Genomic DNA, 16,609 nt, shown 5'->3' with positions numbered 1-16,609 from the left:
AGAATAAAAGAAATGGGCCGGGAGAATATTACGATTTCTCCCGACCCGTTTCTTTTATTCCTTAACCGCAGCCGTATCCTGTCCGGACAAAAACTGGCTATTATACAATTTGGCATAAAATCCGTTTTTCTCAAGCAGTGTCTTATGATCTCCCTGCTCCACAATGTTACCGTTATCCATTACAAGGATCACATCCGCCTCCCGTATGGTGGACAGGCGGTGAGCCACGATAAAACTGGTCCTGCCCTGCATCATTTTTGCAAATGCCTCCTGAATATGCATCTCAGTCCTGGTATCAATGGAGGATGTGGCCTCATCCAAGATCAGCATAGGCGGAAGGCAGAGCATAACCCTGGTGATACACAGAAGCTGCTTCTGTCCCTGGGACAGGCCGCCGCCGTCCTCTGTGATCACCGTATCATATCCCTTTGGCAGACGCTTGATAAAACTGTGTGCATGGGAAGCCCTGGCCGCCGCCTTGATCTCCTCCTCCGAGGCATCCGGTTTTCCCATGATAATGTTGTCCCGGATCGTACCTGTTCTGAGCCAGGTATCCTGCAGCACCATTCCGTAGGAACCCCGCAGGCTTTTTCTGGTAACACTGCGGATATCCCGGCTGCTGACCCGGATACTGCCCCTGTCCACATCATAAAAACGCATGAGCAGGTTTATGATCGTGGTTTTCCCGCAGCCCGTGGGACCTACGATGGCCACTCTCTGCCCAGGCTGCACATGGAGATTGAAATCCTGCACCAGTTTTGTCTCCGGTGAATAGGAGAAGTATACATGCTCCAGATCCACTTTTCCGTCTGTGTGTTCCAGAGTCTTTACATCCTCCGGCTCCGGTATCTGAGGTGTTTCCTCTATGAGCGCGAAGATACGGGAAGCACAGGCCAGCGCATTCTGAAGCTCTGTCACCACACCTGATATCTCATTAAAGGGCTTGGTGTACTGGTTGGCATAACTCAGGAAACAGGAGAGCTGTCCCACTGTTATCCCGCCGCTTATGACAGACAGCGCCCCCACCAAACCAACCCCTGCATATACAAGACTGTTGACAAAACGGGTACAGGGATTTGTCAGGGAGGAGAAGAAGATCGCTTTTAGCGAACAGTCTGCCAGATGCTTGTTGATCTGGTCAAAATGCTCCAGGGCTTCCTCCTCATAATTGAATGCCTGGACCACTTTCTGGCCTCCGATCATTTCCTCCACAAGGGCGGTCTGCTCCCCGCGGGCCTCTGACTGCTGTCTGAACATGGTAAATGTCCTCTTGGCAATAAAGTTTGCCACAAAGAGGGAGAGCGGTGTGATCAGCACCACCACCAGCGTGATCCCCACATCTCTGGTGAGCATAAAGAGCAGGGTCCCCAGGATGGTAATCACCCCTGTAAAAAGCTGGGTGAATCCCATCAGCAGCCCGTCTGAGAACTGGTCCACATCTGCGATCACGCGGCTTACCACCTCGCCGTAGGAATGGTCATCCATGTATTTCAGCGGAAGTATCTGTATTTTCCGAAATGCCTGGTTCCGCACATCCTGAACCGTGTGGTAGGCGATCTTATTGTTGCTCACATTCATGATCCACTGGGCCAGGGCTGTAAACAGGATGACAATGCCGATCTTCCGCAGTGTATGCAGCACATAGACAAAATCAACCTTTCCCTTATCTACAATATGATCAATGGCCTCACCTGTCAGGATGGGCACATACAGAGTCAGGACCACCGTCACTGCCGCCGCCCCAATAGACAGGATCAAAAACGGCCAATAATGCCGCACATATTTGAGTACCTTTCGGAGTGTTTCCTTCTGTGCTGATCTTTTCCTGTCCATCTTATGCCTCCTCCTCTCTGTGCTCAAACTGTGATCCATAAATTTCCCTGTACACGCTGCAGGTCTTCAGAAGTTCCCCATGGCTGCCCGCACCTGCCAGATGACCATCCTCCATCACCAGGATCAAATCTGAATACATGACAGAGGATGCTCTCTGGGATACAATAAATACCGTCATCTTATCCTTCAGGTTCCCTATAGCCCGGCGCAGTCTGGCATCTGTGGCAAAGTCAAGGGCTGACGCACTGTCGTCCAGGATCAGGATTTCCGGGTTTTTCACCAAAGCTCTGGCAATGGTGAGGCGCTGTTTCTGTCCTCCGGAAAGGTTTTTTCCTCCCTGTACCACCTCTGTGTCCAGGCCGTCCTCCTTCTTCTCCACAAACTCCTTTGCCTGGGATATCTCCAGTGCACGCCACAACTCCTCATCAGACGCCCCCCGGTTTCCCCAGAGAAGATTCTCCCGTATGGTCCCTTTAAACAACGATGCCTTCTGCAGGACCATCCCTACTTTTTGGCGGAGCTCATGGATGGGATAATTTCTCACATCCACTCCGTTCACCCGGACTTCTCCTGCCGTGACATCATAAAACCTGGGGATCAGATGCACCAGGGAAGATTTTCCGGAGCCGGTGCCTCCTATGATACCTATGGTCTGTCCCTTCCCGGCCTTAAAGTTAATATCCGTCAGGGATTCCTCCCCTGCATTCTTATATGTAAGCCCCACATGGCAAAATTCTACGGCTGCGCAGCTCTCTTTTGTCTCTGCCGGGGATTTTTTGCCTCCGTCCTGCATACTGGACTGTATTTCCAGAACACTCTCCACACGGTTTGCACAGGCCAGGGCTTTGGTGATGGTGATGATCAGGTTTGCCAGCTTGATCAGCTCCACCAGGATCTGGGACATATAATTCACCAGGGCAATGAGCTGTCCCTGTGTGATATATCCCGTATCCACCCGTATAGCTCCTGTCCACAGAAGCACTACCAAAGCGCCGTTGATGATCACGTAGGTCATGGGATTCATAAGACCTGAGATTTTCCCCACATGTTTCTGCATGGCTGTGAGGGTATCATTACTCTCTTGAAAGCGTTCTTTCTCTTCCTCTTCCTTATTGAATGCACGGATGACTCTGACTCCGGTTAGATTTTCTCTGGTGATCCCCAGTACCCGGTCTAAAGCGGCCTGGGTCTTCTTATACAGAGGGATGGTGATCAGCATGATCCCAAAGACTACCACAGAGAGCAGAGGTATCGTCACCACAAAGATAAGCGCGGCTTTCACGTCAATGGTAAATGCCATTATCATTGCGCCGAACACAATACAGGGGGAGCGCAGAAACAGACGCAGCACCATATTGACTCCGTTCTGCACCTGATTGATATCACTTGTCATTCTGGTGATCAGTGTGGAGGTTCCCATGGTATCCATTTCCGTAAAGGAAAGCCCCTGGATATGGGAAAACAATACGTGCCGCAGTTTTGTGGAAAATCCCACCGCGGCCTTTGCCGCAAAATACTGTGCCGTCGCAGAGCAGACAAGCCCGATAATACCAAGGCTCACCATCAGCAGGCACATGATGATCACATAATGCCTGTCCCCGTTTCCGATCCCCCGGTCAATGATCCGGGCCATGACAAGAGGCACCAGCAGTTCAAAGGATGCTTCCAGAAGCTTGAACAGCGGTGCCAGGACAGACTCTTTTTTATAGTCTTTCATATAAATCAGCAGTTTTCTCATGATGTTCTCCTACCGGTTATTATTTTTTCCTATTTATCTTATCACCTCTTTCATGGAAAGACAAACTTTATCTGATATATTCCGGTACCGGCACATCTCTGAGGATCCGTACGGTAACTTTTGTCCCCCATCCCTCCCTGCTGTAAATGGATACGCCGCACTCCTCCCCATATGTACTTTTTACCATAGCCTTCACAAGCCGCACACCAAATCCGCCCTGATCCCCGGTATCGTCCTCCAAAAGACGGCGGCAGGTTTCTTCAGGCATCCCTTTTCCGTTGTCCCAGACTTCAAAGATCAGGTATTCCCCCTCCTGCCTGAGACTCACATGCAGCTGTCCCTCCTGTTCATTCATCCCGTACTTAATGGCATTTTCCACCAATGGCTGGATCAGCAGCTTGGGCATCTCACACTCTGACAGCTCATCCGGGATGCGGATCTCATACTGCAGTTTTTCATTCAGCAAAAGTCTTTGGAAGGACAGGTAGGATGACAAGTATCTCATATCCTCCTGCACCGTGACAAATTCCTTTTTATGGTTTACACAGTACCGCAGAATATCTGCAAGGGTTGCCACCACATCAGCGATCTCATACTCATTTTTTAAGACCATCTTCCAGTAGATCATATCAAACGCATTATAGAGAAAATGGGGATTCAGTTTTGATTTAAGTGCCAGCATCTCCAGCTTGTAGTAATTGTTCCGCTGTCTCTGAACCGTATGAAGCAGTTCCTTGATGCGCACAAGCATGTAATTAAAACTGTCAATGATCATGCCGAATTCATCCTGCTTTTTCCGCTCCATGGTGAAATCCAGCTCACCGTTCTGGATCCGTTCCATGCCGTACAGAAGCTGTTTGACCGGCCTTAAAAAAGATTTGAAAATGGTAAACGCTATGATCCCCACTAAAAGCATGATACACACAAAGACAATGATCAGAATCGGGATGATCTTATTCAACTCCTGCGTGACGGCTGTGCTTTCAAGAATGCCGCACAGATTCCAGCCAAAGCTTCCCAGGGGATAGACAACCTGGTGGTCCTCCTGCTGCTGCTCCTGCTCCCTCAGATATTTCCCGGTCAACTCCTTGTTTTCCGTAAACAGAATGCGCCCGTCTCCGTCTGTGAGCATCATCTTTTCCTGTCGGCTTTTATTTTTTGCGGTGAAAATAGTCTCGAAATTCTCCTGGGTAAACTGGACCACCAAAAGTCCGTAGACCATATCCCCGTCATGGATGTAGCTTACAGCCTCCATAAGCCCCGGTTCTCCCTCCGGATATCTCCACAGTATATTTCCCTGAGGAAACTCCCGGAATTCTTCCAAATACGTTTTGTATGACTCTGCAGTCTCAAAGACGGCGTTTCTGTAAAAACAATTGACAGGCTCATAATCCTTTGTGTAGACATAGACATTCTCCGCCATACTCAGATTCCGTTCCCGCAGGGCTTCCCGCACAATGCGTACCTCTGTCATGGAAAAATTATCGGTCCCGGCCAAAAGTTTGGACAGATAATTTTTTACCCACTGGTTCTCCGAAATCCCTAAGATCAGGTCCTCCATCTGCCCGACCTCCTGGCTGCACCTCTCAGAGACCTGGTATACGGTATTTTCAAAAAGCAGGTTAGTCTTTTCCGTCATGATCTTGACTGTACGGTAATACAAGACACTGAAAAGGACACAGATAAAAATGCCGCCTGCCAGGAAGATCAGAATGGTCTTTATCCATAAGGTTCTGGGTCTGTTCAGCTTTAGTCTACTCATAATCGTTTGGCACCTCTGTGTTGATCTTCCCGTCTATGTCATAATCCTCAAAGTAATCCCTGATCTCATCCATGCCGATCAGACACCTGCCGTTTACTATGATCGTGGGTACCCAGAGGGACTCCTGCTCTCTCCCATAGAGGATATAGAACTTTTTCAGCATTTCCCAGCTCCCCGGCTCTCCGCTTCCTACAGGGTAAAAATCAAATTTTTCATACAGTTTATGATCCAGCTCCTCATTTCTGCCATCCAGCCATTCTTTTGCCTCCTGGCAGTCAGGACATCCTTCCATAGTAAAGAATACAATTCGGGGAATCTCCCGTCTTCCCATGTGGGTCTCCTTTTGTATCCCCAAAAGATAACCCAGCTTTTTCCGAAACGTTCCCTCTGCCTTGATGGAGGATAAAAGCTTTGCCTCCACCTCATCCTCACCCAAAAGCATGGTACCGCCTACAAATACTGCCGGGTAGGTCATCTGTGCCGGTTCACTGGACGCCTGCATGGCTTTTGTCAGATCATTTCTGTAAAAGGAATAAAGCACATTATAAATTTTCAATTCCGCCCGCTCCCTCACTCCCGCTTCCTCCAGCATGGATTCCATCTTGATCCTGTACTGCCGTTCCCCGGTACATGCGTTGCAGGGATGGTCTGTCACAGAACATCCCCCGCACTGGTCATAAATATAGCATGATACAGGAACCGGTACCCTGTTTATCTTCCATACAGCACCTATCCCTCCTGCAAGAAGCAGGAAAAGGACAGCTCCAAAAATTATCTTTCTCTTCAATACCGGTTCCTCCCATCTTATATGATTTCCAGGTCGTCTCTGCTCCCTAACACGGAACCGCTGGGCGCCGGACTGTCCTGATACCAGTAGGCCACAGATGAGATATCATCCTGCAAAGGCAGATATCTTCCGTCCGAACGCCATCCCAGAGCCTGAATGGTCACTTTTAAATCCCTATCAAAGTATATGGGGTCTGTGATATGCCAGCGGTACATGCTGAACCTCTGCTGCGTCTTATAGGCCCCGTCCGTGTGTGTGATCTTGGAAAGGCCGGAATAGGGGGTACAGTATGGCCGGTAAACTCCGTCCACCTCAAAGTCGTAAGCCCCGCAGAAATAATCCTCTGTCCCTGTTCCGCAGATAGTGGGATACTCCCGGTCCCCATCCATAAAGAATTTGATCTCTCCTTCTCCCCACCATCCATTGTTGTTTACACCCCAAAACATATAGGTGCCCACATACTGTCCTTTTCCCTTCACGCCGTCCAGGACCGTATAGTCTTCTTTATATGGAAGGGGATTTGTGCGGCGGTACTGGGCATGGAAATATCCGTACGCCTTCTCCAGCTCCCTGAGCTGGTAATCCACCTGGTAATATACGATCACATTCTCCTCCGCCAGATTTTCCAGTGTCATGCGGCATCCTTCGTAAAAAGGCATATCCCAATAACAGTTCAGGCCTCTGCGGGGATTCACACACACGGCAAGGGAGGTTAGCTGCTCATACTGCTGTTCATCCGCGCTTGCAAAAAAATCCCCCAGGGGAGCCTCCACAGACGGAAACTCTTGATCGTCCCAGTACATCCTGAGCACCAGGGTTCTGTTCTGCATACTGCTGGTGGTCACCCAGATATGCTTCACCATACCCTGCCCCTTTATATCCGCCAGGGTAAAGGTCTCGCCCGGCCCAATCTGTACGGAAGGTGAAACCTTCCATCCCTTGCCCAGGTCCCTTGCGCAGGAGGCACCGGTCCCCTCTACGGCCTGCCCTCCGGCCCCTTTTTCTCCTGTAAAGTTTTCAGGACTGACGGAACGTGTCCTGATATTTACCATTTCGCTTAAACTGCTCATATCTCCTATCATGGCTTCTCTTTCCTTTCTCAATGACAACTGTTTTACAGTTACGTTCAATGTTCATAACGGTAACACAAGACCTCATGCCCCTCCCCCATGGAATACATGGACGGGCTTTTCTGCCTGCATTTTTCTGTGGCGTATTTACACCTGGAGGCAAATTTACAGGCAGTGGCAGCAAATTCCTTTGTTTCCAGGTCAGGCAGGACTATGTCCCGGTCCCACTTTCTCCCCACAACAGGAATGGATTCCTGCAGGAGTTCCGTATAGGGATGGCCCGGATTCTCTAAGATTGCTTTTGCCTTTCCGAATTCTATCAGGTTCCCCCTGTACATGGTGGCTATATAATCACTCACATAATATGCGGTGGACAGATCATGGGTTATGTAGATAAAATTCACATGGTAGTCATTTTTTAGTTTTTTAAATAAATTAACAATATTCATTCTGAGGGATGCGTCGATCATGGCTACCGGCTCATCCGCCACGATCAGCTTTGGCCTTGTGATCAATGCCCTGGCTATGGAGATCCTCTGCAGCTCTCCGCCGGAAAACTGGTTGGGGAATTTTCCCTGTACCTGTTCCATGTTAAGCCCCACTTCAGCCAGTGTCTCCCGAATCTTTTCGGCAGCCTCCTCTTTTGACTTCATCTCCCCCAGATTACAGGCTGTTTCAAATAAGTAGCTGTCCACAGTCCTTCTTGCGCTGAAAGCAGTGAAGGGGTTCTGGAAAATAGGCTGCACCATTTTCCTGAATTCTTTTTTCTTCTTGTCATATACCGAGAGGTCTTCCCCTCCCAGGGAAATGTCTCCGCTCCCTGCCTCCAGAAGCTTTAAAACCATTTTGGCCAGGGTGCTCTTTCCGCTTCCCGATTCTCCCACTATAGCCATGATCCACGGTTTGTCTGAGTGGATATCCAGATTCACATGGTCCACAGCCACTATACTGGTTCCGAAGATCATTCCGCCTATCTTAAAAGATTTTGTCAGATTTTTCACCGATAAATTATAATTTTCCATGGCCGCCTCCCTCCTTCAGCAAATGGCAGCTTGCCTGATGCCGTTCCCCCACAGATACCGATGTGGGCTGTTCCCTGCGGCACTTATCCTCAGCGTAAGGACAGCGTGCGGCAAATCTGCAGCCTTTCGGCGGGTTTCTAAGACTCGGGGGAAGGCCCGGAATCCCTTCCTTCTGCGTGTCATCCCCAAGCCTTGGAAGGGCTTTGATCAGCATCTGGGTATAGGGATGCTGGGGATTCCCGAAGATCTCCTGTGTGGGTCCGTCCTCTATCATCTGTCCTGCATACATGATTCCAAGCCTGTCTGTGATCTGATAATGTACCCCCATATCATGGGAAACTATGACCATGGAGTTCTCCAGCTTCTTCTGCACTCTTGACAACATGGTCAGGATCCCCCGCTGCACCACCACATCAAGAGCCGTGGTAGGTTCATCTGCAAGCACCAGATCCGGACCCAGAAAGGTTGCCAGCGCGATGATGACTCTCTGCCGCATTCCGCCGCTTAGCTGATGGGGATAAGCATCCAAAACTTCATGGGGCAGCTCCAGTTCCTTCAGGTACGCAGCAATGGTTTTTTCCTGCTCTGCCTTTTTCTGTCTCTTTTCTTTTGGTATCACATCAAAAAACTGCTCCCTGACTTTTCTGACCGGGTTCATGACATGCATGGCACCCTGGGGTACATAGGAAATCTCCCTCCACCACTCTTTTCTGATCTGGCCTGTTGTCAGGACTTTCTTTTCTTTTGAGGACTCTGTGGTCAGGGTCACCTTTCCCCCGCATATTTCCAGGGGAAAATCCACCAGATCGTACATGGTCTTTAAAAGAGTGGATTTTCCGCAGCCGGATTCCCCGGCAATGCCCATGATCTCATTTTTCCGTACCTCAAAGCTCACATGGTCCACGGAATTCACATATCCGCTGACCGTTTCATAACGGGCACTCACCTGTTCCAGTTTAAGCATCTGTCCCCCTCCTTTTTGCCCACATCTGCTGTGCCCCTGTCATGGTGAGGAACAGACCGATGAAAATAAGTGCTGTGGATACCACCGGCGCTCCGATCCACACCCAGCGCCCTGCCAGCATGGCCTGGTGCTCATTGGCCCAGTAGATCATTGTGCCGAGAGTGGCTGTTGTGTTGCTGGACATTCCGATCACGGCAAGGCTGGATTCCGCTGCGATCGCCACCAGGATCGTATTGATAAAGTTTGCCAGAGACCAGTTCATGACAAACGGGAAAATCTCTTTCAGAATGATCTTTCCGGTACTCTCTCCGGAAAACAGGGCTGTACTGATAAAATCCCGCTCTTTCAGGGTCAGCGCCATGGAACGCACCTGTCTGGCCGGCCAGGGCCAGTTAAAGATCACCAGGACCGCTGCCACATAAAAAAGCGGCGCGGTGCCCTTCAGCATACTTGATATGAGGATCAGTATGGGAAGGGACGGGATCACAATAAAAGAATCCGTCAGAAGCGTAATGATCCTGTCTGCCCATCCGCCCTTAAATCCTGCAAGCAGCCCCATAAAAACCCCTACAGCTGTAGCAAAAAATGCAACTCCCATGCCTACCAGAAAGGAGTTTCTTATGGAGTAGGCCAAAAGCCAGAAGACATCCTGTCCAAGGCCTGTGGTCCCCAGCCAGTGCTCTGCTGTCGGGTCCATATTTCTGGGATAAGACTGCCACTGCACAGGGCTGACTTTGCAGAAAACAGGCATGACAAATCCGATGACCAGGAAGACGCCCAGAAGCACAGCGCCCATCTTCAGCCGAAAATTCCAGTATTTATTTATTTTGTTTTTCTTTCCTGCCATTCTCTCTCCCCCTAACTATAGCGGATGCGCGGATCCAGGAATGGATACAGCAGGTCTATCACGAAAGTTGTAAGGGCAACACTGATCACCGAGATGGTGATGGTGCCCATGATCAGGTTGTAATCACTCTGCAGGATTCCCTGGTAGATCAAACTGCCCAGTCCCGGAAATCCAAACAGGATCTCCGTCACCAGTGCGCCGTTGAAGATACCGCCTATCTGCAGTGCCAGATTGGTGACCTGTGGGAGCATGACATTGGGCATCACATACCTTCCCATGATACGGCCTTCACCCAGCCCTTTCAGCCTTGCAAACTTCACATATTCCTCTTCCTTGGCATTGCTCACCATGGTCTTCATACTGATGACCCACCACCCAAATCCTACCAGCACCAAAGACAGGGCAGGCAGAAAACAGTTCCAGAGAATGCTTTTTATATGTACCCAGTTAAATCCCTCGCCCTGTACAACAAAGGACAGGGGGAACACAGGAAGCAGGTAACAGAAAAACATGATCAACAGCAGGGCGAAAATGTAATACGGAATGGGATACATTACGATGGCGATCCCTTCCAAAAATTTTGACAGGGGTTTGTCTTTGCGAAACCCTGCCAGAAGCCCGATCAGGTTCCCAATCAGCCATGACAGGACCGTGGTGGTCAGCATAAGCCCCAGCGTCCACGGCAGCGCCCTGGCAATCATCTGCATCACCGGCGTAGGATACGCGGAAAGGGATGGGCCAAAATCATGTGAGATAACTACCCGTTTAAAAAAATCCAGATACTGGTGCAGGACAGAACCGTCCAGGCCGAAGAGGGAATTCATAGATTCCCTCATCTGCTCGATCGCCTCCGGGCTCATGGAACCGGCATTGGACGTCATCTGTCCAATCATTGCTTCCACCGGATCATTTGGCATGAGCCTGGGGACGAAAAAGACGGTTGTCACACCAATAAAGATCACGAGAAGAAATGTCGCAATCCTGGAGAGAAGAAATTTACCGAATTTCATTGACAGCCTCCTTATAATTGGTGTAATGTAACTGTTTTATATTTTCACAGTTACTGTATGGTGACAAATCATTTTGCAGCTTCGATCTTAGTGGTGTAGAACCTGAACTGTGACCACCACCACCAGGGACCTTCAAATGGATTCTCAGAATCCTGGAAACCGGTCCAGTACGTCTCAACGACCGGAACGAATTTTGCGGTGCCGAACATGGGGATCGCGGGCATCTCGTCCACAAAGATCTTCAGCATTTCTTCCACTGTTGCATTCACCTCCGGGTCATCCGGCTCAAGAGTCTGTAACTTATCAATGGCTGCACTCAGCTCCTCATTGGCATAACGCTCTTTGTTGCCTGCCGCGTTCTCTCCGTTTGGAAGAATATACTTTTCGTGCCATGTCTGGATATTCTCTGTCAGATCAGGAATCAGTCCGCAGAAAGGCCAGTATGCGCCTGCGTCATAGTTTCCTGTTGCATAGGAGGTCCAGAATGTGGAGGAATCCTGCTGCTTCACCTCAGCTTTCACACCGAATTTACTCCAGGCATCCGCAACTGCAAATGCCAGACGCATAGATTCAATCTCAAAGTCCGCAGGAGCCAGGATGATGATCTCCCAGGGCTGTCCCTCCGGTGTCATCCACTGCCCGTCCTTCTGGGTAAATCCGTTCTTCTGAAGCAGCTCTGCCGCCTTGTCTGTATCATATTTCCACCAGCCGATACCAAAGATATCTGTGATCTCCTCGTCTGTGGTGGGAAGATTTTCAACACCCTCTGTTTTGAGAAGCTCCACCATTTCCTTGGCTGTGTTCTCATTGAACGGTTTGTATCCATCCTCAAAGGCATATGTTTTCAGCCAGTCCAGCATTGGTTTCTGATACACATCCGTCAGCGCTGTTGTGGGAGGTACCGCAAGAGGTGAAAACTTCAGTTTTCCGCCAAAGGTAGCCATGCTCACCTGTTTGATATCCATGCTCAGGGTCAGTGCCCAGCGCACATCCCTGTTATTGTAGTATTCATTGGAACAGTTAAAGGAAATGCCGCGCTCACAGGGATCATCCGGGATGGCATAAGGGAATTCCTCTGTCCAGCATTTTGCGTTGGGATTCTTTTCCTTCAGAATATCCCAGCTCTCCGGTGAAATGTCCTGCAAAATGTCAATCTCATTATTCACGGCTGCCATGACACGTTTCTCTTCACTTCCGAAATATTTGAATAATACATACTGGGGCTTCGGTTCCCCGTCAATGACGCCTACATCCGATTTGTCCCAGTCCTCTCTCTTTTCATACAGGAACCAGTTTCCCTGGGCATCACGTTTGGAGAGGGTGTACGGCCCCAGTGACAGAGGGTCTGTATACTTAAAGGTAGCCGGGTCTTCTTTTTCCCATATATGTTTCGGAACTACTTTAAAGTTATTGCCAAATACAATAACGCCCAGTTTCTGCTGGGGCTTTACGTTTGGCTCCACCAGCTCCATCTCCACTGTGTATTTGTCCACGGCCTTCATGCTTTTTACAAAGGATTTGTACCAGCTTCCCCAACTGAATTCCTCTGTACTGCTGAGTATGTTGGATGTATACTCCACATCCTCGGCAGTGAACTCCACGCCGTCGGACCAGGTGATCCCCTCCCGCAGATGGAACTGGAACTTTGTGTTGGTGTCATCCATGGCCTCGGGAAAATCCGCCGCCAGGTCACAGATCTGCTCCCCGTTCATGGTATCCGCCTCCCACAGACATGGGTACAAAAGCTGATGAAGCCCGCAGTCCATGGCCACGCAGCCTGTCATATAGGGATTGAAATTATCCGGGTCTGTCTGGGTGCCGCTCAGCATATCCACGATCAGGGTATCCTCTCTGGGCGTCCCCACGTCTGTCATCTTGTCCCCCGACGCTGCAGGCTGAGCTGCAGTTTTTTCTCCTGACTTCCCTGCGCTGCCGCCGCAGCCTGATAACAACAGGGCCGCTGCTGTGGCTGCCGCCAAAATCTGTTTACTTTTTCTTCGCATTTTTTATCCTCCTTTGTTTTTTCATTGATGGTTTCAAGTATATCTATTTCCGTAAAAAAAACTGTTGATTTCATTAGATTTCTGGTAAATATATTTTATATTGCACAAAAAAAGCAGGGGTCATCAGTATTTTGACGGCTCCTGCCTCTTATCCGGCACTGTTATTTATTCATTATTTTCATTCTGTACTCTTTTGGCGACATTTTCTTAAACTTCTTGAATACGCTTCCAAAGTAGGCGGAATCTTTAAACCCCACCAGCTCTGCAATCTCTCCGATCTTTAAATCCCTTTCCTCCATCAGATTCACGGCTGCCTTGATCCTGACCTGATTCAGATATTCCCCCATGGGGATTCCCATATACTTTTTAAACTGGGAACTGAAGTACCAGGGATTCAGCGACACATATTCCGCAACCTTCTGCAGGGACAATTCCTGCATATAGTTGGCCTCCATGTAAGCGGATGCCAGCCGGACATAGGAAGGCACCTTGGCCTTTTCCTGGAAAAAGCTGAGAATCTGCTGCAGATATGCTTCCAGATTGGTCCATGCCTGTAAAAGGCTTCTGCTGTTTCTCAGGTCTGAAAGTATCTGCTCCTGCTCGGAAAGACGCTCCGGCACTTTGCCCGTCTCCTGGGTTTTGACACGCTCTTCCATCATACAGCAGAAACGGATCATGCCCTTTTTCAGCATTCCGGGTTCAAACCCGTCTGTTCTGTTCAGAAGGCGGCGTCTGCCTTCATGCAGTATAAGCTGAAGCTGATCCTCTCTTCCCCGTATCAGGATCATTTCAATTTTAGAAAAAGGCAGATACTCCTCCATATTGATCTCCTCTGCCCTGCTGCTTTTCTTCTGCCATTCTTCCTCGTCCCACGCAAACAGCCTGCCGTTAAAATCCATATAAAATTCCCGCTCCAAAAGTGCCTGCACAGTCTCCCGCAGTTCCTGCTGCTTCCAAGGAAAACGTCTTTCCAGATAAATGGCAAAATCCCCTGCATCCACACAAGTTTTCAAAAATTTCTCCTCTTGCAGCTCAGAAAAGGGCGCTATGATCCACAGCCTGTGTTCCTCCGCAGTCCCCACGGCATTTTTCTTTCTTAACTCTGCCCGCCTTCGTTCAAGGGCTGCCTCCCATTCCTCCCTGCCTTTATCCTTGTCAGACCACATGGCACACACGCAGTCCGTCCCCTCCGGGAATATACGGGAGTCTCTGTCCTGCCAGTTCTCTGCCCCTTTCAGGAGCTTGATAAACAGGCGCTCTTTTTGCTTTTCCTCTGTCTCCTGTTCCCTCTCCTTTTTCTGCTGCTCCGCTTTCTCAAATATCCCCAGGATCTCTTTCCGCCTGCAGGGTTTCAGAAGATAATCCACTGCCCCGTTTTTCATGGCCTGCCGGATATATTCATAATCTGTGTACGCACTCATGGCGATCATGACGATCTCAGGACGTATATCCCTGATTCTCTCTATCAGAGTGACACCTGATATGTGGGGCATTTTTATATCTGTCACCACCACATCCACCTGTCCTTTATTTTCCTCAATAAAACGGATGGCAGGCTCCGGATCGGTAAAGCTCCCCGTTATCTCATAATCCGGAAAGTCCTCCGCCAGCAAATGGCTCATACCCTGCAGCACTACTTGTTCATCATCAATCAATACAACCTTCAGCATCGTTTTCCACCCGCAATTCTGATTAATTTTCTGTTGTCAACGCTTTTCCATACAGAATCTTCTGTAGCTTTTCCCCATATCACGCAGATAAAATGCCCTGCAAACTGCAGATATACAGAATATGTAGATTATTATAATATATTGTCGGATTACAAACAATGGGAAATAGCAAAATATGGCGGCACCCTGCCGTGTTACTGTACACTCCGTGTCCAGTAACACGCTTCGCGATACACAGATATGGAGCATTCTGCCCCATATCGCGCTTGCTGCCTGGGGATTTTCATGCTTTCAGCATGAAAACGCCTCCCGGTACGGTGGCCTGTGTACAGTAACCCTGTCGGAGCCGTCAGCAATGCCTGCGGGTTTTATAGCCAAAAAAGAGCCTGCGGCAGTCCTCCGCAGACTTCTTTTTTCTTAACTTTGTGCAGCAGTCTTACTTTTTCTTTACTTCTTTCTGGAAATCAAAACATTCCTGTGCCACCACATTACTCAGCACCAAAAGGCAGATCAGGTTTGGGATTGCCATCAATCCGTTCATGGTATCTGAGAAATCCCATACGATCTGCAGTGTCCTGGTAGCACCCACAAATGTGATAAAGGAGAACAGTACCCTGTAAATCCTGTTCATCTTAGTGGAGCGGACCAGAAATTCCAAAGATTTCTCCCCATAGTATTCCCAACCCAGAATTGTGGAGAAGGCAAACAGCATGATCCCGATGGAAACCAGGTAACTTCCCATAGGACCCAGGGCGCTCTCAAAAGCTTTTATGGTCAGGTTTACGCCTGTCACCAATTCTCCGGAAGCATCCTTCATACCCAGCACACCGGAGGATGCAATGACAAGACCTGTGACGGAACAGACCACCAGCGTATCGAAAAAAGTTCCCGTCATATTGATGTAGCCCTGTCTGGAGGGATAATCGGTCTTAGCTGCCGCTGCCGCAATAGGAGCGGAGCCGAGGCCTGCCTCATTGGAGAACACGCCTCTGGCAACACCCCAGCGCATGGCAGATGACATGGTAGCTATGATATTTCCGCCAACACCGCCGGCTACTGCCTTTACGGAAAACGCCATGCCGAATATCTGGCCCAGACCGTCCGGTATATGTTTTGCATTGATAATGATAACGCCCACTCCGCAGGCGAAATACAGCACTGCCATAAAAGGCACAACTTTCTCACAAACTTTTCCTATGCTCTTGATCCCGCCCACAAGAACTACCAGTGCCAGGGTCGTTATCACAACGCCTGTGACAATATTGGGGATTTTAAAGGTACTGTTCAGTGCATCCGCAATGGAGTTGGCCTGTGTCATATTACCGATCCCAAAGGATGCAAGAACCGCAAAGACTGCAAAAAGTGTTGCCAGCACAGCCCCCACTTTTTTGTTACGGAACCCATTTTTCATGGCATACATGGGGCCGCCCACCATCTCGCCGTCCGCGTTCATCTCCCTGTATTTTACAGCCAGAACGCTCTCCGCATATTTGGTGGAGAGTCCAAAGAGAGCGGAGATCCACATCCAGACGATGGCCCCGGGACCTCCCATGACCATAGCGGTTGCCACACCTACGATGTTTCCCGTACCTATGGTTGCAGCCAATGCAGTCATCAGGGACTGAAACGGGGTGATATCGCCCTCTCTGTTTCCCATACTGTCTTTTTCAGGGTCTTTGAATATTGATTTCAGAGCAAAGCCCAAATTACGCCACGGCAGGAATTTCAAATGAAAGGTAAGAAAAACACCTGTCCCCACCAGCAGAATGAGCATAAAGGGCCCCCACACAAAATCGTTCACCGTCTTCAGTATTCCAGCAAAATCCATACATTTCCTCCCTCACCTGCAGCAACGCAGAAAGGGACAGACTACCCAACCGTCTGCCCCTTTGTTCCACTGCGT

Annotated in this window: 12 protein-coding genes; all 12 read right to left on the bottom strand. The window is 49.4% G+C overall.

What is annotated here, in order from left to right:
- Nucleotides 1-54 precede the first annotated feature (54 nt).
- The 12 genes from C6P39_RS13350 to C6P39_RS13290 all read right to left on the bottom strand — a co-directional run bounded on the left by C6P39_RS13350 (nucleotide 55) and on the right by C6P39_RS13290 (nucleotide 16,534).
- Nucleotides 55-1,833, bottom strand: a complete 1,779-nt coding sequence (locus C6P39_RS13350; RefSeq protein ID WP_104804102.1) for an ABC transporter ATP-binding protein — start codon at nucleotides 1,831-1,833, stop codon at nucleotides 55-57.
- 1 nt (nucleotide 1,834) lies between these two features.
- Nucleotides 1,835-3,571, bottom strand: a complete 1,737-nt coding sequence (locus C6P39_RS13345) for an ABC transporter ATP-binding protein (protein ID WP_095172271.1) — start codon at nucleotides 3,569-3,571, stop codon at nucleotides 1,835-1,837.
- Nucleotides 3,572-3,638: 67 nt separating this feature from the next.
- Entirely contained in the window at nucleotides 3,639-5,333 is a 1,695-nt protein-coding gene (locus tag C6P39_RS13340) for a cache domain-containing sensor histidine kinase (protein WP_104804101.1), read from the bottom strand.
- Nucleotides 5,326-6,120: a glutaredoxin family protein gene (locus C6P39_RS13335; protein WP_104804100.1), complete on the bottom strand. Its 795-nt coding sequence runs from the start codon at nucleotides 6,118-6,120 to the stop codon at nucleotides 5,326-5,328. The genes C6P39_RS13340 and C6P39_RS13335 overlap by 8 nt, the downstream gene beginning before the upstream one ends.
- A gap of 17 nt (nucleotides 6,121-6,137) precedes the next feature.
- Nucleotides 6,138-7,202, bottom strand: coding sequence for a glycoside hydrolase family 172 protein (locus C6P39_RS13330; RefSeq protein WP_104804099.1), 1,065 nt, complete (start codon nucleotides 7,200-7,202; stop codon nucleotides 6,138-6,140).
- Nucleotides 7,203-7,246: 44 nt separating this feature from the next.
- Nucleotides 7,247-8,212: an ABC transporter ATP-binding protein gene (locus C6P39_RS13325; RefSeq protein ID WP_104804098.1), complete on the bottom strand. Its 966-nt coding sequence runs from the start codon at nucleotides 8,210-8,212 to the stop codon at nucleotides 7,247-7,249.
- Nucleotides 8,199-9,176, bottom strand: a complete 978-nt coding sequence (locus tag C6P39_RS13320; RefSeq protein ID WP_104804097.1) for an ABC transporter ATP-binding protein — start codon at nucleotides 9,174-9,176, stop codon at nucleotides 8,199-8,201. The genes C6P39_RS13325 and C6P39_RS13320 overlap by 14 nt, the downstream gene beginning before the upstream one ends.
- On the bottom strand, nucleotides 9,169-10,023 hold the full coding sequence (locus C6P39_RS13315) for an ABC transporter permease (protein WP_095172276.1): 855 nt from the start codon (nucleotides 10,021-10,023) through the stop codon (nucleotides 9,169-9,171). Before C6P39_RS13315 ends, C6P39_RS13320 begins: the two co-directional genes overlap by 8 nt.
- A gap of 11 nt (nucleotides 10,024-10,034) precedes the next feature.
- On the bottom strand, nucleotides 10,035-11,033 hold the full coding sequence (locus tag C6P39_RS13310) for an ABC transporter permease (RefSeq protein ID WP_095172277.1): 999 nt from the start codon (nucleotides 11,031-11,033) through the stop codon (nucleotides 10,035-10,037).
- Nucleotides 11,034-11,101: 68 nt separating this feature from the next.
- A complete protein-coding gene (locus C6P39_RS13305) occupies nucleotides 11,102-13,036 on the bottom strand; it encodes an ABC transporter substrate-binding protein (RefSeq protein WP_104804096.1) in 1,935 nt (644 codons plus the stop codon).
- 161 nt (nucleotides 13,037-13,197) lie between these two features.
- Nucleotides 13,198-14,706 carry a response regulator transcription factor gene (locus C6P39_RS13300; RefSeq protein ID WP_104804095.1) on the bottom strand — a complete coding sequence of 503 codons (1,509 nt, stop codon included), beginning with the start codon at nucleotides 14,704-14,706 and terminating at the stop codon, nucleotides 13,198-13,200.
- A gap of 436 nt (nucleotides 14,707-15,142) precedes the next feature.
- The gene (locus C6P39_RS13290) at nucleotides 15,143-16,534 is read right to left on the bottom strand and encodes an alanine/glycine:cation symporter family protein (RefSeq protein ID WP_095172281.1); all 1,392 of its coding nucleotides are present in this window, start codon (nucleotides 16,532-16,534) and stop codon (nucleotides 15,143-15,145) included.
- Nucleotides 16,535-16,609 lie beyond the last annotated feature (75 nt).

It is taken from the genome of Blautia marasmi (genome assembly GCF_900258535.1).
In the GTDB taxonomy this organism is placed as follows: Bacteria; Bacillota; Clostridia; order Lachnospirales; family Lachnospiraceae; genus Blautia; species Blautia hominis.
This window is presented reverse-complemented; position numbering and strand designations above follow the sequence as displayed.